We start from the raw sequence: 24,785 nt of genomic DNA on the forward strand, positions 1-24,785 counted from the left end.
AAAATTTAATTATTTCTTATAAACGATTAATCTGGTATATTTATACTTTTCTCTTTTATTGTCTCTCCTGTACGTTTGTGATATGCATTCTTATTGAGATTGCTTCTATAACTTTTTGGTAGGTGATCTGATGACAAAATATGATATATACTGTTTGTATAAGGGAGATATTGATAACTACTCCAAATTGTTTTAAAAATAGTTAAGCCTATTAATAGATAAAGAGAGTATTTAATTTTGAAATTTGCAGATTTTATAATTATTGCTAAACAAACGGCAAAAAATAGTCCAAAATATAAAGTAATTCTAAAGCCTGTTGGAAAGATCAATAAAATCCTAAATAAATACATGTATAATAATGCAAAAAAATACAGTATATCACCATGAGGATTATTTAAAATTGCTTTTCTATAACGTAACAAAACGAAGAATAAGAAAAACATAATCAATGAACCAATAGTGAATATTGCGTTATTAGATTCCGCTACATAAACATTTAATAATTTATATGCTATTGTTGGAAACAAAGAGGCAAAATAATTTGAAAACTCATTTAAAATTTGTGGAAAAAAACCTATAATACAAGCTATAATATACCAAATTGATAAAGTAATATTTGACCGATATATCATTTTTTTCCTAAATACAACTAGTAAGGATAATAAAATTGGAGCAATTAATGAAATGTGAAATAAAAGTCCTAATAATGCAACAATAATAAATTTAACATACTTCTTATCCAGTAAATATACTGTACTCCAAACTAATATAACTGACCCACACATAAACCTTAAAGGATTATCAATCAGCATAAAAAGGAGGTTATAATTAAGCATGATCCCAATCGCTAAAAACTCACCTTTAATAAATCTTTTTATGAATTTTATAACTGAATATAAATAGAGACATTTTACAAGTCCAAGAAACAACCAAAAATCAGGTATAATATGTCGTATCAAGTATATGAGATAATAAAATCCCTGCTCATAATCTCTTCTTAAAAGGTCTTTATCTGTAGCAAAATTATATAAGTCTTCATAATGTCTCCAGTCTGTTCCAACAGTATAGCCAAAACATAAAAATATATATATCCATACAAGAAATAGCTTCTTACCCAATATATGTTTTCTATCGGGTAGATTATCCATAATGATACACAACAAGAATGTTACAATATAGAAAAGCATTATAATGTATTATATAAATTCAAAATATACTCTTTACCATAAGTGTGATTAAAGCTACTATTTTTTAGTTGGCCATTTTTATAATCATTATAAATTTTTTTAAATTCATTATATATCATACTATGATCACTAATATCTGCAAAATATTGTACATCATTTTTTTGGTAAAGATCATTTAAAACACCAACTGAAGGACTAATGCTAAATATCGGCGTATTGTGAGACATATAATCACCAACTTTAGTAGGCAGAAAAATACCTTCACCACAAGGTGCTTCAATTATTAACGCTACGTCGTACTCTTTTAAAAGTTCTAAACTCTTTTTGTATTCCACAGGAGGTAACAGATTGATTTGATTATTACCTTCCACATTTTTAATTAATTCCTTCAAATCATTATCAAATATTCCTATAAAATCAAGAGTAATATCTTTTGCACCACTTTCTGCAATGAACTTGGCAAATGCCTGAACAACAATCTTAGGATCACGCGGAGATCGAACATTTCCAGAATGAATTAATCTTAACTTCCCGTTGTTTTCTTTTTTTCCAATAATTGGCTCATATGCCAAATGAGGAATTATTACAGTCTTTGACTTATCGGGATTAAGATAATTCAACATGTAATCTCTTAACCGTTCATTAGGGAAAATATGCTTATCTGCAAAATCCATTATAGTAATAATACCTTTGTTATAAAACGACATCTTGGCATCTAATCCTCCACCATAAGGAACTGGATATTTAAGTGGCGGATACGGATCATTCCATGTAGAAATCCATTTTAACCCCAGTTTCTTTTTAAGATAATATCCGATTAAAAAACTAGGCGTATCTTTTGTAATAACATAATCGTATTTTTCATTTTTAAAAAATGACTTATTATTAAAAATGACTTCATAGGCCCAGTGAGCTCCTTTAAATACTGTTCCAAACAAAAAATAAACGTATAAATGCTGAAATAGTGTTTTTAAGGTAAATTTATTATCTACTTCTACAACGATACTTCTATTAATTTTGACATTTAAATCTTCTAAAGACTGAGTGGAAGGATAATTACTCCATTTTATTTTTTTAGAAATGAGGTCGATTTCATATCCATTATTACTTAATAATTCCAGCAGCTTAATGTTAACAATAGCTTCAGGAGAATTAACCGGATATGAACTGGGTGCAATAAAAAGTACTTTCTTTGACATTATTCAAAATTTCTTAAAACATTCAATACATCTTCCACCATTGCGTTTGCTCTGGCATTAAGAGTTTTATAGCTATTTCTTATATTCTCTTGATGTTGCTGATAATTACCTTTTATATTTTGTATGTATTTATCCAGAACAGAGATTTCTTCTTCAGGATTCCAATAATAAAATCCACTAACTTCGTCACAAAGCGCTTTTAGTTTTGGATCAATTCCTAAACATATCGTTGGTATTCCCAGATTAAGAGCAAAAATTGCAGCATGATAACGAGATGTAATTAAAATATCACATTCATTTAAATACACATAAAACTCTACAAATTTGTACTTTAAGGGGTGCCAGATAATGAGATTCCTTATTCCTAAATCAGATCTTTTTTTAACCTGTTGAATTAATACATCATCTTTTGATTCAGAAAACATGAATAAATTTCTTTCGAAATCTTTTTGTTCAGGTAACCAATTAAAGATTTTGCTGTTAATGAGTTCTCCTGTATTGTTATGAGGCCAATCTCTAAGTACTACTCCAAGCTTTAGCCTGTCTTCTTTAGTGGCTTCATGATTTAATGGATATTTATTCTTGAACAAGTCCGTTAAGCATAGATCTGCTCCAAATTGCCTGTTTTTTAAATCCCATTTTTCTAAATATTGCAATGAAATACTATCTCTGCAATAAATTTTATCATACAATGCCAAGTCATTCTTAACATTAACTTCATCCTTCTCTGTACCAAAAGGTCCAAGCCCTATTCCTAAAGCCAGTTTTAATTTGATATCTTTTTTCTTTTTACCTTTTGAAGTTAAAAAGCTGATCAACAAAGATGGTTCTTTTAATAAAAGATTAAAATAAAGTTGGTATCTGGAGCTTAATGATATGTCTCTTTGTGACTTTTCAAATGAAAAGAACTGGGTTCCACCACCTAAAATATAAACATCAGCTGACTCAAAACGAGATGCTGCTAAACTTAGAAATTTGGCATTGCTGAATTGCTGTTTAATATATTTTTCCTTTTTACAAACAATCTTTGCATCTATATTTCGATTAACATGAGAAAGTAGATCCAAAGTCATTTCTAACAATAAATCATCACCTACATTCGCATCTCCATACGCTCCTTTAATTAATATGTCGATTTTTCTATTTCTCTGCATTTGTTCAATTCTTTATATAAACATTATACCACCGCTTAATTGTAAGTAATACCAATAATAAACTCACCGCCAATAAAACCACTCTAATAATTACGGAGACATTCATTTTAAAAAGAAAAAGCCCCCCAAGTACAATTCCAAAGTATAATAGATTATACCATGTTAGCACCAGTTTCTTATTTACCAGTTTATTTTTAATAAAATAAGGAATAAATAATACGGTGTTTAAAAAATAAGCAATCACAAAGGCTACTCCTCTGCCAATGGCTCCATAATCAACAAGTAAGTAACTGAATGCTATTGCCGTAATACCCCAGAAACCATTACTAAAAACACTAAACCACATGAAATTACCTGCAGCAAAATTTCTGGCAATACCCTGTTTTTGTGAATTTATAATAGTAAATATAGAAACTAATATTGTCGTAATATACATATCATTGTTATGATACTGTGATCCAAATAAAGAGGAAAATACCTCAGGTAAAAAAACAGTTGGCAGACATATAATTAAACCAAAAAACATTGGATGGATTATATTTAGAAATTCAAACTTTTTATTTCCATTTCCAAAGTTCTTCATAGCGTAAGGATAAAAAACCTGTCCAATAATACTCAATAAAATCATTGAAATTTGTGAGTAGTTATTGCTGGCATTAAAAATACCCATTTCGTATAAACCATTATGATTTCTCTTTATCAAAATACTATTACAAATTAAAATAATTGGGTTAACCATTAAACTGCTAATGAATGCAGGTAAGCTAAATTTTAGTATAATCTCAAAATTTGATTTTATATTATCAAGAGAAAACCATATTCCATGTTCTTTGCATACTTTTCTAAGTAATATCGCGGAACATAGCCATATAGAAAAATTAGTGATTAGAAGTGCAAAAGCAAATCCATTCACTCCATATCTTTCCGTTAGTATAATAATTAAAGGAAAGGATAATAATCCATTTACAATATTAATTATAGAAATGGATTTAAAGTTTTCAAATCCTGCCAATGCACCGGTTTGCAAACCATTCAGAGAAGAAAATAAAATAGCAATAGAACAATACAACATAGGTTGCCATATTTCTTCTTTACCTGTCAATAATACACAAAGCTCCTTATTAAAAAATAAAGAACACACTAACACAAGTATGGCTAGTAAAAAAGAAGATAATCGTACTAAAGAAAATATTTCACTTGTTTTTCTCTTATTTTCATGAAGATTTATAGCAATGTATTTAGTCGCAGTAACTCCAAAGCTTGCAAGACTTAGCAATGAAAAAGTGGTAATATAGGATTGTAGAATCCCTATATTACCAAAATCAGCTACGGACAATTCTCTTGCAACAAAAAACATTGCTAGAAAGCCTAATCCTTTAGAGGCTATTACTCCTAAGAAAGACCAAAAAATACCTTTTATAAGCGTATTTTTTTTAAAATCGTTAATAAGATTTTTAATTTTTATCATTAAATATTAATGATTATAATTTAACGCCACAAAAATCTATAACGATTTTATCGTCAGCAATTTCCAACTTCTTAAATTCATTATGAGCAACAAGGAAAACAATTATATCCGCCTTCTTTACTGCATCTTTGTAATCTGTTAATTTAAAAATCTTGTGTTCTTGTACATTAGGTTCAACAATAAACAAGTCAGCATCTCCTGAATCTTGTAATACCCTTTCTGCAATATGAATAGCTGGAGATTCTCTCAAGTCATCAATATTGGGTTTAAAAGCAAGTCCCATAATAGCTATAGAAGGTTGACGCCCTTGTTTTAATTCGAATTCTAAACGTGCTGTCTTAATTTTTTCAGCACACCAGAATGATTTATAATTATTAGTTGCACGGGCTTGCGCGATGATACGAGATTCCATAGGGAAATCAGCAACAATAAAGTATGGATCAACAGCTATACAATGTCCTCCTACTCCGCAACCTGGTTGTAATATGTTTACACGTGGATGTTTGTTCGCCAATTGAATTAGTTCCCATACGTTAATACCTGCTTTATCACAAATCAATGATAATTCATTAGCAAATGCAATCTGAACATCTCGAGAGGAGTTTTCAGTTAACTTACACATTTCTGCAGTTCTAGCATTTGTCGGATGAAGGTCTCCCTTAACAAATTGACGGTAAAATTCAAGTGCTTTTTCGGTAGATTCTTTATTTACACCTCCAATTACACGATCATTATGAACCAGTTCATACATTACGTTGCCAGGAAGTACTCTTTCTGGACAATAAGCCAAATAAATTTTATTTTCCAATTCCGGACGCTCTGAAAAAATGTATTCCATCATTTTTTCGGTAGTCCCAATAGGGGATGTAGATTCAATAATATACAAGTCTCCCTCTTTTAATAGAGGGATCAACACCTTTGTGGCTGCTTTTACATATGAAATATCAGGTTCATGATTTCCTTTAAATGGTGTTGGAACGACAACCAAATAAGTATCAGCAATCACTGGTTTTGTGTCCGCCTTTAAATAGCCATTTTTAACTGCATCTGCCACAGCTTCATCTAAATCCGGCTCTACAATATGAATTTTACCAGCATTAATGGTATCCACTACATGTTGAGAAATATCTACTCCATGTACTGGTATGTTATTATTAGCAATTAAAGCGGATGTTGGCAATCCGATATATCCTAAACCTATCGTTACTACTTTTGGTTGCATACTTTTATTTTAAATATTACTATTTTGTTTAATGAATTGGACAATACGTTGACATGCCTTTCCATCACCATAAGGATTATGCAAGGCACTCATCATTTGATACCGTTGGGTATCTGTCAGTAAATTTTGTGCTTCAGAAACAATTTTGTTTTTATCAGTTCCTACTAGAATTACCGTCCCAGCATCTACAGCTTCAGGACGTTCAGTTGTATCACGCATTACTAATACTGGTTTTCCTAAGCTCGGAGCTTCTTCTTGTACGCCACCAGAATCTGTAATAATCATATATGATTGTGTCATTAACCAAACAAAAGCCGGGTATGCTAAAGGATCAATTAACTTAATATTATCTATTCCTGATAAAATTTCATAAACAGGCCCTTTAACGTTTGGATTTAAATGTACAGGGTAAATAATCTGAACATCAGAATTTACTACCGCTATTTCCTTTAATGCTTCACAAATATTAATAAAACCTTGTCCGTGATTTTCTCTTCTGTGTCCGGTTACTAATATTAATCTTTTGTTAGTATCTACAATATTTTTTAGAGATTCAATCTCATCGTTTTCTATTTTCGTAACTCTTTCTGAGCTATCCAATAATGCATCAATTACAGTGTTCCCGGTTACTAGGATATCTTTCTCAGCTACACTTTCCGAAATCAGATTGCTTTTTGACTGCTCAGTAGGTGCAAAGTGATAATCAGCAATACGTCCTGTAACCTGGCGGTTTATTTCTTCTGGAAATGGAGATCGTTTGTTATGAGTTCTTAAACCAGCTTCTACGTGACAAACTTTTGCACCGGAATAAAATCCAGCTATACTTGCTGCCATAGTGGTTGTAGTATCACCGTGAACATAAATAAAGTCAGGTTGAAAATCGTCCAAAACAGATTTCATTTCTGTAATAATATCTGCTGTTAGTGAATATAAATTTTGATTAGGTTTCATCAAATTTAAATCATAGTCAGGTTCGATATCAAAGAATGACAGAACCTGATCAAGCATTTCTCGATGTTGTGCAGTCACACAAACCTTGGTTTCAAAATCAGCATTCTTTTTAAACTCTTTTACCAACGGAGCCATTTTTATAGCTTCAGGACGTGTCCCAAAAATGATAAGATTTTTAATTTTCATAAGTTAATTTCCCATTCTTTTTTTAATAAATCTATGATGAACTCTTAATATTAAAGTTACAATCATCAAAAAACACGTGCGATTTTTAATTTTACTAATCTATCGCACAGTAATATAATTTTATTTTTTAGGGTTATAGTCTAGAATCGTAATGACTTAAAAAGCCTTTAACATCATAAATAACTCCCTCTTCCTTTAAAAGTTTTGATAAATCAACGTCTAAAAATTCCTTATGAGATACAGTAAGTACTATGGCGTCAAACTTTTGAGAGCTTATTCTACCATTAATTTGTTCAATATCTTTAATGATTTCAAATCCATACTCCTCTTTGACCTCCTCATTTTTTGCCCAAGGATCATAAGTTGTGACTTCTACACCATATTCTTCTAATCCCTGAATAACGTCAATAACTTTAGAATTACGGATGTCCGGACAATTTTCTTTAAAAGTGATACCCAGGTTTAAAACTCTTGCACCCTTTATTTTAATATCTCTTTTAATCATCAACTTAATAACCTGAGAGGCTACAAATGCCCCCATAGAATCATTTAGTCTTCTTGCTGCCAGTATTAATTCTGAATAATATCCTATTTCCTGAGCTTTTTGTGCTAGATAAAAAGGATCTACCCCTATACAATGCCCCCCAACCAAACCAGGCTTAAAGGGTAAAAAATTCCATTTAGTTCCAGCTGCCTCTAAAACATCATTAGTATCAATGTTCATAAGCGAAAAAACCTTAGCTAATTCATTTATAAAAGCAATATTAATATCCCTTTGGGAGTTTTCAATAACTTTAGATGCTTCTGCAACCTTAATGGATGGAGCCAAATGTGTTCCAGCATTAATGATTGACTTATATAAGTCATCTACAATAATTGCAACTTCTTTTGTAGAACCTGATGTTACTTTCAAGATATTTTCTACAGTATGATTTTTATCTCCAGGGTTTATACGTTCTGGTGAGTATCCTGCAAAAAAATCTTCATTAAATTTTAAACCAGATACTTTTTCTAACACTGGAACACACTCTTCTTCTGTGACTCCGGGGTATACTGTGGATTCGTAAATAACAATGTCACCTTTCTTAAGAACTTTTGCTACCGTTTCTGAGGCTTTATATAATGGTGTTAAATCGGGTCTGTTATGTTTATCAACAGGTGTAGGTACTGTGACAATATAAATGTTTGCTTCTTTAATATCATCTACTTCTGATGAACAATACAATCCTTTTTGTGAGATGTTAGAGTTTGAAGCCTCTTTAAAAGGGTTTGTTTTAGATAAGACAGATTGTAGTATATTGTTATCTACTTCTAATGTATGATCTGTGCCGTGATTTAACTCTTCGATTCTTTTCTGGTTAATATCAAAACCAACAACTGGATATTTCGTAGCAAATAAACGTGCTAATGGTAACCCAACATATCCTAAACCAATTATACTAATTCTAATCTGTGTATCCATCAATATTGTACCTTCTAAAAGTCACTCCTAATATTATAATATCTCTTGTTAATCCCATAGCTTAGTAACAAAATTATTTTTTAAATAATCTTTGCCACCAGCTTTCCTTTTTATCTTTAGTATATCCATATCCATAACCATAATTATATCCATAACCTCCAGCACTTTTGGATACATCATTAATAACAAAGGATACATTAGAAAGTTTAGAATCTTTAACTAAATCATTTGTAAAATCTATTAATACATTTCTTGACACCCCAGACCTTACCACGTAAAGAGTTGTATCCGCAACATCTGCAATATTAAGAGTATCCGATACTAGTACAAGGGGTGCAGAGTCGATAATAATATATGCATATTGTGATTCCATTTGGTGGATAAGTTTTTGGTATCTACCATTAGAAAGAAGTTCCTGAGGATTAGGAGGAATACTTCCAGCATAGATTACATCACAATTTGGATTGGTATCTGAAGTATGAATAAGATCTTGGACATTAGTAGATTCATCGTATAGATATTCTGTAAGCCCCTTTCTTTTCACTGGTTCACTATCATAACGCTGAATCTGCGGATTTCTGATATCAGAACCAATAAGTAGAGCCCGCCCATTTTTATTTCCTAATGTAAGTGCTAAATTAACTGATACTAAAGTTTTTCCCTCTCCCTTAACAGATGATGTAACCATAATAATTTTAGCTGATTCCTTAACAGGTAGCACAAATTTAAGATTGGAAACCAATACTCTGAAAGATTCTGCTAATTCAGAAAAATCATTTTTTTGCACTAAATGATTTTCTTTATCATTTAATGTTGGTATATCTGCTAAAATACCTAAAGAAGAACGCTCCTTAATATCGTCACGATTATAGATTTTATCATCCCACATAAAGAACAAATAAAATATGGCAAAGGGAAGCAGTATTCCAAGGAACAGAGCTCCCAGAAAAACAATACTCTTTTTAGGTGATATGGGAATATCATCGGTAAATGCGGGATTTACAATTTTTGCTTTTGGAACATTTACAGATAAGTTGATTGCATTTTCTTCTCTCTTCTGTAATAAAAATAAAAATAGTTGCTCCTTAAGATTCTGCTGACGCTCTATTCCACGATACACTTTTGATTGTCCAGGTACCTTCTCAATAAGTCCGTTACTTGTTGCAATCTGATTATTAAATTGTGATATAGTTGCCTGCACAGTCTCCTTTTGCTGACGAATATTCTCACGAACAATCTCTTTTAATGAAGCTATTTCTTTATTCATTTCCACTACAGCAGGGTTTTCATTAGTCGCCTGCTTTAGTGTTTTATTTCTGGTAATAAGAAGTGTATTATATTGAGAAATAGCTTGTTCCAGTGAAAGATTGAGTCCAAGATTGGAAGGCATAAGCTGGTTTCCACCTTTTGCAGCTTCTTGCGCTAAAGAGTTCAAAAGCTCCAGCTGCGCTTGTTGCTGTAAAAGCGCTTTGGTATTATCGTTTGTATTTTGAAGTGCCAATTGTGCCTGGATTTCAAGATCAACGATACGATTGCGATTCTGGAAATCCTCCTTTTGATTTTCTACTCCAGACAGATCACGGGTAATAACCTCTAACCTTTTATCAATAAATTCTTGTGTATTTTTTGCCTGTAAATTTTTATCTCTCAGACCATCCAAATTATATTGCTTTGTGACTTCATTTAGAATAGCTTCTGATTTTTCCGGAACTCCACCTATCAAACTGATATCCATCAACAATGCTTTTTGATCCGGTAGATCTACTTTAATCTTTTCCTCTAATTTTTTAACTCTCTCAATCGGATTCCAAAATACTATTATATATTTTGAACGAAATTTAATTGCAGAATTTTTATGTAGAATAACTGTTCCGAACTTCAAATGTAGAGGTTTGTCAAATTCTCCTTTAAACTCAGCTTTCTTATCATCAATTAATGTAAATTGATGATCACCTACTTCACTAACATTATATTCTGCAGATTTAAATTTCTTTTCATTTTTAAATGAAAGTATTTTACCTGTAATCGGTATCTGTGTAAATAATTCCGAATCCTTAATTTCTCCAGCACTAAAGTATTGAACACTTAGGTTTAAGTTTTTAACAACCTGCATAAGTATTGGACGGGATGTAACTACAGCTACTTCACTTTTCATCTCATCAGCATTTCCTAAGCCTATCCCCAAATTATCCAAATCCGCAAGTGCAGAAGTAAGATCTGTTTCCTTTTTATCAAATTTAAGAGTAGTTTTTGATTGATATTGAGGAATAGAATATCTTAGATAGATGTAGGCTCCAATCATAAACATTAAAATGGATCCAATAAACCAGGGCCATTTTCTTAGATATTGCCCGATAATTTTCTTTATATCTAATACTTCTTCTTTTTCCTGAAATTCTATATGCTGCATGTTCTAGTTTATCGGGTTAAAGAAATAACGAGGGTTGCTGCTGCCAATGCTGAAGCAATAATTTGAAATGTAAGAGCTCTATTTGGATTAGAGTTTGCCTGTATTTGCTTATTATGATCAGGTTCTACATAAAGAACATCATTTTGTTTCATGTAGTAGTAAGGTGAATTTACTATATCCGATCTTGATAAGTCTAAATTAACAACCTGATCCGAACCATCGTCTCCTGAACGAATAAGTTTTACGTTTGTTCGATTTCCAAAATCTGTCATATCTCCCGCAAGACTTAATGCCTGAAAGATATTAAGCTTTTGTGTAGGACTTTCTTTTTGGCCAGGAAGCTTAACCTCACCTAAAACACTAACATTGAAATTTTTCAAAGTAATGGTAACTAAAGGATCTGTAAGATATCTTTTTAAACGGGACTCTAATTCCTGCTTTAACTGTATTTGTGTCATCCCTTTTGCATAAACATTTCCTAACACAGGAAAATTAATATATCCTTCTTCATTTACCATATACTCACTGGGTTGTACATATTGAGTTATACCATTTGGAGACTCACTTCCAACACGATTTGCAGTATTTAGGTTAAATGGTTTTACTGCTATCTCATCAAGCGCAGAAACGAGAATCAGAAGCACATCACTTTCTTGTATATGTAACCCCTGAAATTTTGCTTTAGCCACTTCCTCCTCCATATTATGCTGTGCCATATATACCATATTTTGTTTAGGCTTGCAAGATGCCAAAACCGCTGACAAAATTATAAGGTAAGTAATAATAGTTTTATTCATGATATTATTTAATCTACTGTCGCTTGTCTTTAATTTTATTTATTGATTACATCCGAACAAGCTATTTTTTTCTACTAATTTGTGATTTAATGTTCACCTGCTGGTGACAATCTATTCTAAAATTTTATTTATTAATTTTTAATCAATGCCAATATACCTACAGTTATTGAAGCAATTACAGAGGCAACAGAAATGTAAAGTCCAGTATTAGGATCTACCCTAGCTGCTTTTTCCCTGTTAGCATTTGGCTGAACATATACTACATCATTTTGTTTAAGATAATAGTAAGGAGAATTTATAAAATTAGCACTTGTAAGATCTATTCTTTCTTTACTGATCTGCCCGTCAACATTTCGAACAATTAAAATATTATTCCTTACTCCATAAGCAGTTAAATCTCCTGCTAGACCAATCGCTCCTAATAAGGTTGTATTTCCATCTGGTATCACATATGTCCCTGGCTTAGAAACTTCTCCCAGAACAGAAACTTTAAAATTAATAAGTTTTATATCTACAATAGGACTTTTTACATACTCCGAAATTAATCCTGTGAGCTTGGTTCTTAATGTTTCAATATTTTCATTTTTAGTGCTTACTTTTCCTATCTGAGGAAAAACAATATCACCATTGGTATCTATGACATAAGTTGGTCCGGACGCCGGAACCTGCTGGGGAAGATTATTGGAACTAGGCAATGTGTATTGAGCAACTGTACTACCTGAAGAATAATTCTGATTAAAAGGCTTTACTACATCCATATCCTTTGCTGAAACTGTAATAATCAATTGATCTCCAGGCTGAAAATCAATCCTGCTATTTTTAATCGAATTTTCGAGTGTAATACTATCAATATCTTTCATATAATTGATATCCTGTCTCGTTGTACAAGAAAACATTGCTAAACTTACAGCACCATAAATAAAATACTTTAAACTCATTCCTGATAATTTTTCCACAAAAATAGGATAATTATTTTTTTACAAACTATGCATTGATTTCATTACACTCAATTAGTCTTCTACTAATGGTTCTTTATCCAAAATTTCAAACTCGGAGTTATTGCTTATAAACTCCTGAACAATAGTTTTTAAAATTCTAACTACCTGTAATTTATCTCTTTTAACAGCAGCTAATATAATCTGCTTGCATAGCATATCCACCTCATCGAATTCCATTATCGGATCTCTTGAGATCAAAATCTTTTCATGGTGTGTAGGAATGGTAACAGTATTATTACTTAAAAGTTCCTCATATAATTTCTCTCCCGGTCTTAAACCAATGAAAGTAATTTTTATATCTACATCTGGCGTATAACCAGATAGTTTTATCATTCTTTTAGCAAGATCTAAAATCTTAACAGGTTCACCCATATCAAATACATAAATCTCTCCTCCATTACCCATAGTTCCTGCCTGAAGTACAAGTTCACATGCTTCAGGAATTGTCATAAAGTAACGAATAATGTCCGGGTGAGTAATCGTAACGGGACCTCCTTTTTCTATTTGCTTTCTAAAGTGAGGAATAACCGAACCGTTTGATCCCAATACATTCCCAAAACGCGTAGTAATAAACTTAGTAGTATTTCCCGGAGAATTCTGTAAAGACTGAACAAACAATTCTGCTGCTCTTTTTGACGCCCCCATTACATTGGTAGGGTTAACAGCCTTATCGGTAGAAACCATCACAAAACGGTTTACTTTATACTTTTTCGATAATAAAGAAACGTTCTTTGTCCCTAAGATATTTACAAAAATAGCTTCATGCGGATTTTCTTCGATTAACGGAACGTGCTTGTATGCAGCCGCGTGATATACCATTGAGAACTGATAGTCTTCAAACACTTTTTCTAATCTGTAACTGTTAGAAATATCTGCCAATACAAATTTAAATCGTTGCTCAGGAAATTTTTCCAGAAGTTCTAATTCCAATTCATATAATGGGGACTCTGCCTGATCAAGAACTACAATTAATGCAGGATTGAACTGCGCAACTTGTCTAACAATTTCACTTCCAATAGAACCAGCACCTCCTGTAACTAAAACATTTTTATCAAAATGTCTCTTTTTAACATCTTCGCTCTCTATTTTTATAGGTTTACGATTCAGTAAATCTTCAATCTGAAGCTGGCTGATTCCTCCAACAAGATCACTATCTCGCATCTTACTAAGTGTCGGAGCCTTCAGCACTCTTAAACCACTATCCAAAGCTAAGGTCATCCATTCTTCGATTTCCTGCTTTGTCATAATCTCTTTAATCAACAATACAGCATCAAACTGCTTGATTAATTTTTCACTTTTAAAAAACTGATTTTTATTATAAATCTTGTAGCCCAATAGTAAAGCTCTGTTTGAGTCTGATCTTCCAGTTAGAAATCCCTGTAATCGATAGGGATAGTTAGGATTATGCATAATGGCGCGAGCCAATGCTACAGAAGCCTCTCCAACACCTACCACTGCTATTCTTACTTTAGAAGAAGCACCTTTAATATCAATCAGCATATTAAAGAATTGCTTGGTAACCATCCTGAAAAAGAACATGATGGATACCGAAATAAGGAAATATAAAAACAGATTAGGATACAGGAAGAGTGATGTACCCATGGCCATCTGTGAAATGTAATTGATAATCAAAAGACTGACCAATGTACTTCCTGATGATAGTATAATCTTGAAAAAATCAAAGAAAGTAGAATGTCTTATAATACCTGCATAGGTTTTGAAGACATACATAAACAGGATATTAATCCCAATTACTAAAATCCTTTTCTGAACAACATATTCCGGAAAATTAACTTTTACATCCAGATTCCTTAAGAAAAGACGTGAAAGCAAAATTGAAAAAAAGATAATTAAAATATCGATAATGATAACCAACCATCTCGGTATATATCTCAATTTCGTGATTTTCACAATGTTATCGCCATTGTAAAGAGCATTAAAAGCTTCATGCAACTTTTTCATTCAACATTAGGTGATTTTATTAGCGGGGCAAAGGTAATAGATATTATTCATAATTTTAATGCAATTGTTTAATTTCTTTTTTCTACTTTATCTATTTCCAATAAAAACTATTTCTAACACATATTATTGTCTATAAAAAAATTTATACACAATCTCCATACTTTTTACGCTATTTATATCATATTTTCATTGTTTTTCAGATATAAATTTCAAAATATAAATATTGCAAACCACATGCATTTTTCGTGCCACTTACTTTAATTTCTTTTAAAATTTTAATTTTTTTTTAATAAAACAATGTAAGATATTACATATAAAAGTCTTATATAAAACTACAGCTCAATTCACAGTATAATTGTTATAATTTATTATTCTTAAAATTTCAACAAAGCTATTTTTTTTAAACAGAAAATAAACGGAACGTAAATTACATATATATTAATTCTCAAGAACCTGCAGGATTATTTCATATTCGTACCCCTTGCCTATTAAATAACTGATTGTTTTCGTTTTTCTCTGGTACTCTTTCAGCCCACTTGATTTGGAATAGTGATCATCAAAAATCTTTTTAAGGGTTTTAAAATAATCGTTCTCATCTATTTCATTAAAGCAGGATTGAATAAGCTTTTCGGAAATTTGCTTTTGCTTTAAATTCATCCGAATCTTATTTCTCCCCCAGTGCTTTATATAAAACTTTCCCCTGATATAACTTCTTACAAACCTCTCCTCATTCAGATAATTTTCCTGAATCAGATATAAAAGAATCTCCTCTTTAGCTTCGTTGATCAGCATGAATTCTTTCATCTTTTGTTCAACTTCAGCATGACATCTGTCCTGATAAACACAATAGTTAACCAGCTTTTGTTTGATTTCTTCAAAAGTATAAGATTTCTTATCCATATATTATAAAAAAAGAATGAGCAAAGTGCCCATTCTTAGTATTTAAATTGAAGTAAAATTTAGTAATTAAACAAAGCTTTCCCTTCCATTAATTCATTTACTTTCTTTTTTACAGATGCAATAACTTCTTCATTCTTGATATTATCAACAACCTCGGAGATGAGTTCTGAAATAGTTTCCATATCCTGCTCTTTTAATCCTCTTGTTGTAATTGCTGCAGTTCCTAGTCTGATTCCAGATGTAGTAAATGGTGATTTATCATCAAAAGGAACCATATTTTTGTTACATGTAATATCTGCCAGAACTAATGCTTTTTCAGTCTCTTTACCATTAACGCCTTTATTTCTAAGATCGACAAGCATTAAGTGGTTATCTGTCCCCCCGCTCACAATATCAAACCCTCTACTGATCATTGCCTTTGCTAAAGCTTGAGCATTAGATTTAACTTGTTTTGCATAAGTCTCAAACTGAGTATCCAAAGCTTCTCCAAAAGCAATTGCTTTACCAGCAATCACATGTTCAAGAGGTCCTCCTTGAATTCCAGGAAATACTGCACCATCTAAAACCTGACTCATCATTTTGATCTCTCCTTTAGGTGTCTTATGACCATACGTGTTTTCGAAATCTTTACCCATCATGATCATTCCTCCTCTTGGCCCTCTTAGTGTTTTATGAGTAGTTGTAGTCACTACGTGGCAATGTTCAAATGGGGAATTCAGTAATCCCTTTGCAACCAAACCTGCCGGGTGCGCAATGTCAGCCCACAGAGTAGCACCTACTTCATCTGCCACCTCTCTGAATTTTGCATAATCCAGGTCTCTGGAGTAAGCGGAAAAACCGGCAATAAGCATTTTCGGTCTTTCTCTCAAAGCAACTTCTCTCATTTGATCGTAATCAATCAAACCTGTTTCCTGTTGTACGCCATAAGAAACAACATTATACTGAATTCCTGAAAAATTAACGGCTGAACCATGAGTCAGATGTCCTCCCATGGAAAGATCCATTCCCATAATTTTATCTCCGGGTTTCAAAACGGCAAGGTAAATAGCTGCATTAGCCTGAGATCCGGAGTGAGGCTGAACATTTACATAGTCAACTCCAAAAAGCTCCTTTGCTCTGTTTATTGCTAATGTTTCGACCTCATCTACTACTTCGCATCCACCATAATACCTTTTACCAGGGTACCCTTCTGCGTATTTATTTGTTAATACACTCCCCATCGCCTTCATTACATTATCAGAAACAAAATTTTCCGATGCTATAAGCTCCAATCCATGAGTTTGTCTTTGTTTTTCCTTTTCAATCAGGTCGAAAATAATATCCATTTACTTTTAGTTTTTGAGATTTTTCACCCCAAATGTACGGAATTTTCAACAAGATTTTATTCATAAAAATATGATTTTTGGGATAAAATAATATAAAACACAATTTATTTCTCAATCCCTATCTAGCTTAAAATCTCAGTGAAAAAGTGCCCATCACTTCTTATAAAAAAAATATTCCCTGCTATATTAATACAGCAAGGAATACTAAAAACACTTAAAATTTAATTAAAATTCTTCTTCAATAAGCTCCTTATTTACCATAGCACCAACGGTATTTCCAGATCCGACAGCATTTGCTACAGATCTCATCATTGAAGAGCTATCACCACAGGCATAAACACCATACACATTGGTTTTATAAAAAGCATCTGTTTTTATATGGCCTGACTCAGTTATTTCGATGCCTAAATCCTGTGAAACGTTTATATTTTGCTCAAAAGGAACTTTAGCATAGACAGCTTTTAAAGAAACTTTTGATCCGTCTTTAAAGACGACACTTTCAATGATCCCGTTCCTATGCTTCAATTCCGTAATTTCATTTTCATTGATATTAATTTTTTTTTCTTGTAACTTTCTGATCTGATCTTCTGTGAGCTCTGCCTTTCCATTGGTAAACAGAGTAAGGTCTTTCGTCCAATGTGAAATCATTTTTGAAAACTCATAGGCAAAATCGCCATTACCCATAATTCCTGTTTTCTCATTTTTCACTTCGTACCCATGACAATACGGACAGTGTAAAACAGAAATCCCCCAACAATCTTTGAATCCTGGAATAATTGGCTTTATATCATTAATTCCAGTGGCAATAATCAATTTCTTAGATTTGAATCTTTCTAGTGACTGAGTTTCGACTTCAAATCCGTTATCTATTTTCAGAAGTTTACTCGCAATACCATCATAAAACTTTACAGAACTATATTTTTTCACCTGAGATTTAGCCTCATCACTAATCTCCCGGGGAGTCCTTCCATCTTGTGTCAGAAAATTATGAGAATAAGGTGTTTGCTCATTGCAAGGTTTTCCTCCATCAATAATTAATACATTTCTCAAAGATCTTCCTAAAGCCATTGCAGCTGAAAGACCAGCATAACTGCCTCCAATTATTATAACATCATAAGGGTTTACTTCCATGGTGTGAAATAAAATTTAAGACAAAGATAAAATAATTTTTTAATAATGCAATAAAGTTGCAATAATGAATTATTTCAAAATTCCCTTTTATTATCATCGATCTCATTTTTTAATTTCGGCCTAACATCTATTTTTGCCCGACTGAAACTAAAAATAAGAGTACCTTTTTCTCTGGCAAAAGGATTGGTAATAGAATCAGCTTTTCTTGAAATTTCAAAGTAAGGACCAGTCTCTTTTAGCTCATTATCATTATCTTTTATTCTTATCAAGTTAAAATATTTGTCTTTAAGATCAAACCAGTTGATATAATCGGCATTAAATGAGACAGCTTTTATTCCCATCTTTGAATAATAGTTAATAGCTCCAGCTTGACCATAATTATCACATAAAACTAAAGTCTTTCCTATCTTTGATAATTTATAATATTCTTTATCTACTTTTTGTGCTAATTCTTTCCACCCTTGCATATCTGCAAAATCCTGAGGTAATGAGTGATCCTTTCCATCCTCCCATCTCAACAATCCAAATTTTTTATAACGCTCCGGATTATTCACAATAAACTCAGGACTCTTATTAGGAAACAAAATACAATACATGGGAATAAATAATAGTATAGGGAAAAGTATACAGAGTGGTTTAAGAAATCTTTTCCATCCGCTTTCTAAAATGTGATCTAAATAAGCTGACCCAAAGGCAATATAAACAGGATAAAGACCAATTGCATAATAATCTTTAGCTTTAAAAAAGACAAACAGAGATATTGCAATTACATATCCCCAAAAGAAAAATCTGAACTTTTCAAATGGTTTGTAAAATAACAGGGCGTAGAAAGCCAATATGATAACAAATGTAACTCCTATAAAGAATAGTAATTGAGATTTAAAAAAGTCAAATCTATTCACATTGACCAATTGATTCTCTGAAAGCTGCTTCATATGATGAATAACAGGGAAGTTATTATTATACTGCCATAAGAGATTAGGAAAAATAATAACTAAAGTTACAAGTGCAGCCCAATAGGTGTGCTTGTTTGCAAAGATCTTTCTTTGGCCTGTTAACAAAAGTGCAGGGATAAAACCCAATGCCAGAAAAGCAATATTATATTTATTTAAAGTACCCAAACCAAAAATTATCCCACCGGAATAAAGCCATTTTATTTTCTCTGTATATATGTATTTAATTAAAATATAAAAGAATAAAGTCCATAAAAACACTTCCGAAGAGTTAGGCTGAAAAAACATATTTAATCGCAAAAGCACAGAAAATAATAGCCCAAAAGAAGCCAAAATCTGAGCAAACAATCCTCCTTTTAACTCTTCAATGATCTTCCACACCACAACTATAGTCAGCGCCCCAAATAAAGCCGGAAAAAATCTAACCCAGAATACTGATCTACCTAATATTTTAATTAACCATGCCACCCAAGAACTAACTGGTGGAACGGACAAATATCCCCACGCAAGATGATCTCCCTGATCAATATGAAGAAACTCATCCCGATGTAATTCGTATTCGGGGTTAATCAATAAATATTGAAGAATAAATTTTGCAATAATAAAAACGAAAAGAATAAGATAGCTTTTCTTCATAGGTCAAAGTTTGAAATTAAAATTAAGACATTTTAAGCTTCTTATTCATTACATTTTCAAACCTTGTTTAACGGAATAGGCAACAACTTTAAGGAGCAAAAAAAATCCCGGAATAAAATTCCCGGGACTGTAGATAAAATGTATCTGATTAGTTTATTATTTTTTCTTTTCTTTAAGTTCCTCTTTGTCCTTATCTGATGGGTTCCATACTTTTACTTCAGAATTTTTATCTATTCCTGAAAGAATTTGAACATTGATCCCGTCACTGGCTCCTAATTTCACATATACTTTTTTGAATTTTCCATCAGGTTGCTTTACCTCAACAAAAGATCTGTCTTTACCGTTGTTTTTCTCATATTGAATAAGAGATTCGTCAAGCAATAATGCATTCTTTTGGGAATTCAATACAATCTCTCCATTTGCTGAAAATCCAGCTCTGATGTATTCATTATTAGGATTGGTTACATCGCCTTCTACAGGAAATTTTATCGTTCCAAGATTATCTTTTCCCTTAGGAGCAATCATTGTTAATTTCCCTGGAAAAGTTTTGTTCTGCAAGGCACCAATCACAATATTCATTGGCATCCCCTGCTTCAGTTTTCCCGCCTGAGCTTCATCAATCTCTCCCTGAAAGATCAGTGAATTAAGATCGGCAATAGAGCAAATCGTTGTTCCCGCGTTGAAAGAGTTCGCTTCAATAACCTGGCTTCCTACTTTTACAGGAACATCAAGTACCGTTCCTGCAGCTTTTGAACGTATTTGCGTTGTAGCAAAACCCTGAAGTTCAGGAGTTGCTCCGGTTTTCACAATTTGTAATCTTTTCTGAGCCGTCTGGAATTGCTGGTTTGCGTTTTTAAGAGTCTGTTGCTGAGAATACAATTGTTGTTGAGAGTTTAAATAATCCTGCTTGGAAATAACTCCCTGACTATACAATTTCTGTTGCATATCAAATTGTTTCTGCATGTTATCTACATTCAGCTTGGCATTGCTGATCTGAAGCTGCGCATTCTGAACTTCCTGCTGTGCATTGTTTACATCTGCGATATTTGGAATAATCCTAACCGTTGCAACCAATTGTCCAGCAACTACTTTATCCCCTTCATCAACTAAAATTTTATCAATAATCCCTGCAATATTAGGCTTGATCTCGATTTCTTCTTTTGGTATAATTTTCCCTGTCGCCATGACTTTATCATCCATATTCTGGACCGTTGGTTTTCGCGTAAGGAACGCTTCACTCTCTTTAGAATTGGATTTGATCAGATAACCGATTCCCGAGAATAATGCCACTGCAAATAAAAGCCCCAACAGTATATAAATGGCTTTTTTCCAAGTGAATTTCTTTTTCATATATCTAGTTTATTTTTTATTTAAATGGTTTTTATTCAGTTCTTAACGCTTCAATAGGTCTGATTTTAACAGCTCTCTGAGCTGGAATCATTCCGATAATCAATCCTAAAACTACCATCACCGCCATGGCAGCAAATACATTTCCGTAGTTTACTGTAGGATTATAAAATGGAAAGGCATCCTGATTCTGTGTAGCCATATTCAGGACCATCAGGACAAATATTCCCAACATGAATCCTAATAACCCAGAGGATAGTGTAATTACAACACTTTCCAGCAGAATCTGATTTCTTACTTCTGAAGGTTTGGCTCCTAATGCTCTTCGGATCCCTATTTCTTTTGTTCTCTCTTTTACCGTAATCAGTAAGATATTTGAGATCGCAATAACTCCCGCAAGAATCGTAAGTGTTCCTACAATAATTGTTAATAGCTGCATTCCGGTTAGGAATCCGGTTAATTTTCCAAATTCTTTTCCAAGGTTGAAGCTTCCAAATGCATTTGTATCTTCAGGTGAAACTTTATTTTTAAGCTTTAATACCTGTTTTACTTTTTCTTCCACAATCTTTAAATCGGCATCCGGCCTGCTGACAATAGCAAACATATCAATATTGTCTCCCGCATTATACATTTTCGTGTATGAAGAAAGAGGAATGAAAACAGTACGGTCATTTTCAAAACCGCCTCCTTTTTTCACTCTGAAAACACCGATAATATTAAAGAAAAGCCCTTTTATATTTATTGATTTACCAATAGGATTTTCTTTCTTTTTGGAATTAAAAAAGTTTTTATATACCTCTTCTCCGATCACGGCAACATTTTTATTGCCTGATAAATCGGCATCGTTTATATAGCGTCCGAAAATAAGTTTCTTTTCAGAAATTTTATTTCCCACAGGATAATCCCCTGTAAGAGAATAGGTAGCACTTTTCCCGTTTCTTGACATAGATTCTCCGGGTGTTCCTGTAAAACTTCCCCGAGCATTCTGTGGTGAAATGTAATCTATTTCAGGAATTTTTCTTTTAAGCATTTCCATATCCGGCAAATGCAGTTTCATCTCTCTCCCTTTTGGAAAACCTTCGTATGGAATAGAGGTTTTCTGAGCCCATAGAAAAATAGAATTCGTTGCAAAGCCTGAAAATAATTTATCGAAACCATTCTCCATTCCTTTTGCTGCTCCCAGCAAACTTACGTATAAAAACATACCCCAACCCACCCCGATCATGGTAAGGAATGTCCGAAGTTTATTATTTCTCAGTGAATAATAAATTTCCTGCCAGGTATCCTTTTTAAATAAGATGTTCATTGGTGTTAGTTATGAGTTTGATTTATACTTTTTTTATAATTATGTACGAACATCAGCTATTACTCTGTTCGTAATGCCTCTATAGGTTTAATTTTCGATGCCCTGTAAGCGGGAACAAAACCGGCAATCAATCCTGAAAAAACCAATGCCAGAAACGCCATAAAGATCTCGGTCCAGCCGACACTAGGGTTCTTGATAAAAAATTCTTCAAGGCTGTCTCCCATAAGGCTAAGCGCTAAAACTCCCAAACCTACCCCAATTAAACCTGAGATCACAGTGATCACAACACTCTCCTGTACAATTAATGCCACAATGCTTTTTGGTTTCGCTCCAATAGCCTTTCTAACACCTATCTCCTTGGTTCTCTCTTTAACGATGTAAACCATAATGTTACTGATTCCAATGATTCCCGCGATCAAAGTCCCCATCCCGATAAAACCAACAATACCTGTAAGTACAGCCATAAACATAAATGTATCATTCATATTTTCTGCATTATTCCATACCCGGACCCCATTTTCATCGTCAGGAGAAACATTCTTCCTGGCTTTTAATCTATCTTTAAGCTCGTTACCATATTTTATAGCTTGCTGAGGTGTTAGCTTTTCGTTATAGGCTATATAAACCGTTGTTACAGTATCTGAACCTTTTTTCATCTGTTGCAAAGTAGTAATGGGTACTGTAATATGTCTTTCGTCCCAGTCTCCACCGTCGTCGGAAAATACTCCAACTACTTTGAACATTGTTCCGTTAATATTCAGTTCTTTTCCTACCGGACTTCCGTTTTTGATCAAATCTCTCTGTACCATTCGTCCGATCACGGCAACATTTTGTTTTCTTTCAAGATCGGAAGGATTGATATAACGTCCCTCAAGAATTTTCCTGTTTTCAATGAACTTTTCTTCAGGATCTCCTCCGTTAACCTGATAATTCCCACTTTCTTTTCCGTACTTCACCAGCAAACTGGTTTGATACCTTGGAGTTGAATAGCCTACTTTTTCCTTATCTGCTTTAACCAGAAAGTCATAGTCATCATTATTCATGGTTACGTTACGATCCGACTGTAATCCTTTGTAGGCAATGGTTGTTTTTCCTGTAAAGATGGAAATAAGATTTTGAGCATCCCTTGCAAAACCTTCTGTAAAAGCGTTTTGTAAACCTTTACCGATTCCGAAAAGAACGATAAAGATAAACAGCCCTAATGCCACCGTAAATCCGGAAAGCACCGTCCGCAATACATTACTGCGAATGGAACTGAATATTTCCTGCCAACGATCCAGGTCAAACATATTTTTATTTTTTTACTTTTTTAAAGTCAATGTACATTCACTATTTATAGAACAACCTGTTTGATAAATTCATCACTTTCGATAACTCCATCCTTTAAAATCACATTTCTTTTTGTTTGTGCTGCAACATCAGGTTCGTGGGTTACTACAATGATCGTTTTTCCTTCATTATTAATATCCTGTAACAATTTCATGATATCATGGGTTGTTTTTGAATCCAAGGCACCTGTAGGCTCATCGGCCAATACCACTTTAGGATTTGTGATCAGCGCCCTTGCAATAGCTACCCTTTGTTTTTGTCCACCAGAGAGCTCATTGGGAAGATGGGTTGCCCATTGGGCGAGTCCTACTTTCTCCAGATATTCCATGGCGATCTGATTACGTTCTTTTCGGGGTACGTTCTGATAATATAAAGGGAGAGCAACATTTTCTAAAGCCGTTTTATATCCTATCAGATTAAAAGACTGAAAAATAAATCCTAAAAATTTACTTCTGTATTCTGCAGCCTTTACTTCGGATAAATGCTCGATGGGAACACCGTCCAGCTCATAAATCCCGGAATCCTTTTCATCCAGAATCCCTATAATATTAAGGAGGGTAGACTTTCCGGAACCCGAACTTCCCATAATAGAAACAAACTCGCCTTCGGAAATATTGAGATTAATTCCTTTGAGAACGTGCAGTTTACTTTTCCCTGTATCGTATGATTTGTTTAAATCCTGAATTACTAACATTAAGTGATCTATGTTTTATAGTCAATAAGTAGAAGATATTTTCAATTTGTTACAAGAATCAAAATTTATTGTATTTTTTTAGTGTTTAATATAATACACCTTTATTTATAGTATTTTATGATTTTATGTTTAACTGTAACTTATCAAAAATATTTATTTTATGCTTAT

At 32.9% G+C, this 24,785-nt stretch carries 19 protein-coding genes; all 19 read right to left on the minus strand.

The features are described 5' to 3' along the window. Positions 1–26 precede the first annotated feature (26 nt). The 19 genes from PFY10_08770 to PFY10_08860 all read right to left on the minus strand — a co-directional run bounded on the left by PFY10_08770 (position 27) and on the right by PFY10_08860 (position 24,617). On the minus strand, positions 27–1,148 hold the full coding sequence (locus PFY10_08770; GenBank protein WBV58538.1) for an EpsG family protein: 1,122 nt from the start codon (positions 1,146–1,148) through the stop codon (positions 27–29). 38 nt (positions 1,149–1,186) lie between these two features. Then, on the minus strand, positions 1,187–2,386 hold the full coding sequence (locus PFY10_08775) for a hypothetical protein (GenBank protein WBV58539.1): 1,200 nt from the start codon (positions 2,384–2,386) through the stop codon (positions 1,187–1,189). Next, on the minus strand, positions 2,386–3,540 hold the full coding sequence (locus tag PFY10_08780) for a polysaccharide pyruvyl transferase family protein (GenBank protein ID WBV58540.1): 1,155 nt from the start codon (positions 3,538–3,540) through the stop codon (positions 2,386–2,388). Before PFY10_08780 ends, PFY10_08775 begins: the two co-directional genes overlap by 1 nt. Positions 3,541–3,544: 4 nt before the next feature. Next, positions 3,545–5,008, minus strand: a complete 1,464-nt coding sequence (locus PFY10_08785) for an oligosaccharide flippase family protein (protein WBV58541.1) — start codon at positions 5,006–5,008, stop codon at positions 3,545–3,547. A gap of 13 nt (positions 5,009–5,021) precedes the next feature. Beyond that, a complete protein-coding gene (wecC, locus tag PFY10_08790) occupies positions 5,022–6,230 on the minus strand; it encodes a UDP-N-acetyl-D-mannosamine dehydrogenase (protein WBV58542.1) in 1,209 nt (402 codons plus the stop codon). 9 nt (positions 6,231–6,239) lie between these two features. After that, positions 6,240–7,367 (minus strand): UDP-N-acetylglucosamine 2-epimerase (non-hydrolyzing), encoded by a 1,128-nt coding sequence (gene wecB / locus PFY10_08795; GenBank protein WBV58543.1) that lies wholly within the window; start codon positions 7,365–7,367, stop codon positions 6,240–6,242. A 133-nt stretch (positions 7,368–7,500) separates the two neighbouring features. Next, complete coding sequence (locus PFY10_08800) at positions 7,501–8,829, minus strand: nucleotide sugar dehydrogenase (protein WBV58544.1); 1,329 nt, start codon at positions 8,827–8,829, stop codon at positions 7,501–7,503. A 73-nt stretch (positions 8,830–8,902) separates the two neighbouring features. Then, complete coding sequence (locus tag PFY10_08805) at positions 8,903–11,239, minus strand: polysaccharide biosynthesis tyrosine autokinase (GenBank protein WBV58545.1); 2,337 nt, start codon at positions 11,237–11,239, stop codon at positions 8,903–8,905. Between the two features lie 8 nt (positions 11,240–11,247). Beyond that, positions 11,248–11,955, minus strand: a complete 708-nt coding sequence (locus PFY10_08810; GenBank protein ID WBV58546.1) for a polysaccharide biosynthesis/export family protein — start codon at positions 11,953–11,955, stop codon at positions 11,248–11,250. Between the two features lie 212 nt (positions 11,956–12,167). Then, positions 12,168–12,974 (minus strand): polysaccharide biosynthesis/export family protein, encoded by an 807-nt coding sequence (locus tag PFY10_08815; GenBank protein WBV58547.1) that lies wholly within the window; start codon positions 12,972–12,974, stop codon positions 12,168–12,170. Positions 12,975–13,046: 72 nt separating this feature from the next. Continuing rightward, positions 13,047–14,996 (minus strand): nucleoside-diphosphate sugar epimerase/dehydratase, encoded by a 1,950-nt coding sequence (locus tag PFY10_08820; protein WBV58548.1) that lies wholly within the window; start codon positions 14,994–14,996, stop codon positions 13,047–13,049. Between the two features lie 438 nt (positions 14,997–15,434). After that, a complete protein-coding gene (locus PFY10_08825) occupies positions 15,435–15,896 on the minus strand; it encodes a regulatory protein RecX (protein WBV58549.1) in 462 nt (153 codons plus the stop codon). A 59-nt stretch (positions 15,897–15,955) separates the two neighbouring features. Next, positions 15,956–17,221 (minus strand): serine hydroxymethyltransferase, encoded by a 1,266-nt coding sequence (locus PFY10_08830; GenBank protein ID WBV58550.1) that lies wholly within the window; start codon positions 17,219–17,221, stop codon positions 15,956–15,958. Between the two features lie 225 nt (positions 17,222–17,446). After that, positions 17,447–18,352, minus strand: coding sequence for an NAD(P)/FAD-dependent oxidoreductase (locus PFY10_08835; protein WBV58551.1), 906 nt, complete (start codon positions 18,350–18,352; stop codon positions 17,447–17,449). A 74-nt stretch (positions 18,353–18,426) separates the two neighbouring features. Beyond that, positions 18,427–19,941 carry a glycosyltransferase family 39 protein gene (locus tag PFY10_08840; protein ID WBV58552.1) on the minus strand — a complete coding sequence of 505 codons (1,515 nt, stop codon included), beginning with the start codon at positions 19,939–19,941 and terminating at the stop codon, positions 18,427–18,429. Positions 19,942–20,097: 156 nt separating this feature from the next. Further along, positions 20,098–21,291 (minus strand): efflux RND transporter periplasmic adaptor subunit, encoded by a 1,194-nt coding sequence (locus PFY10_08845; GenBank protein WBV58553.1) that lies wholly within the window; start codon positions 21,289–21,291, stop codon positions 20,098–20,100. A 31-nt stretch (positions 21,292–21,322) separates the two neighbouring features. Further along, positions 21,323–22,594 (minus strand): ABC transporter permease, encoded by a 1,272-nt coding sequence (locus tag PFY10_08850; GenBank protein ID WBV58554.1) that lies wholly within the window; start codon positions 22,592–22,594, stop codon positions 21,323–21,325. 59 nt (positions 22,595–22,653) lie between these two features. Next, positions 22,654–23,883 carry an ABC transporter permease gene (locus tag PFY10_08855; protein WBV58555.1) on the minus strand — a complete coding sequence of 410 codons (1,230 nt, stop codon included), beginning with the start codon at positions 23,881–23,883 and terminating at the stop codon, positions 22,654–22,656. 44 nt (positions 23,884–23,927) lie between these two features. After that, positions 23,928–24,617 (minus strand): ABC transporter ATP-binding protein, encoded by a 690-nt coding sequence (locus PFY10_08860; GenBank protein WBV58556.1) that lies wholly within the window; start codon positions 24,615–24,617, stop codon positions 23,928–23,930. Between the last annotated feature and the right edge of the window lie 168 nt (positions 24,618–24,785).

Origin of the sequence: Chryseobacterium daecheongense (genome assembly GCA_027920525.1) — a bacterium.
In the GTDB taxonomy this organism is placed as follows: domain Bacteria; phylum Bacteroidota; class Bacteroidia; order Flavobacteriales; family Weeksellaceae; genus Chryseobacterium; species Chryseobacterium proteolyticum.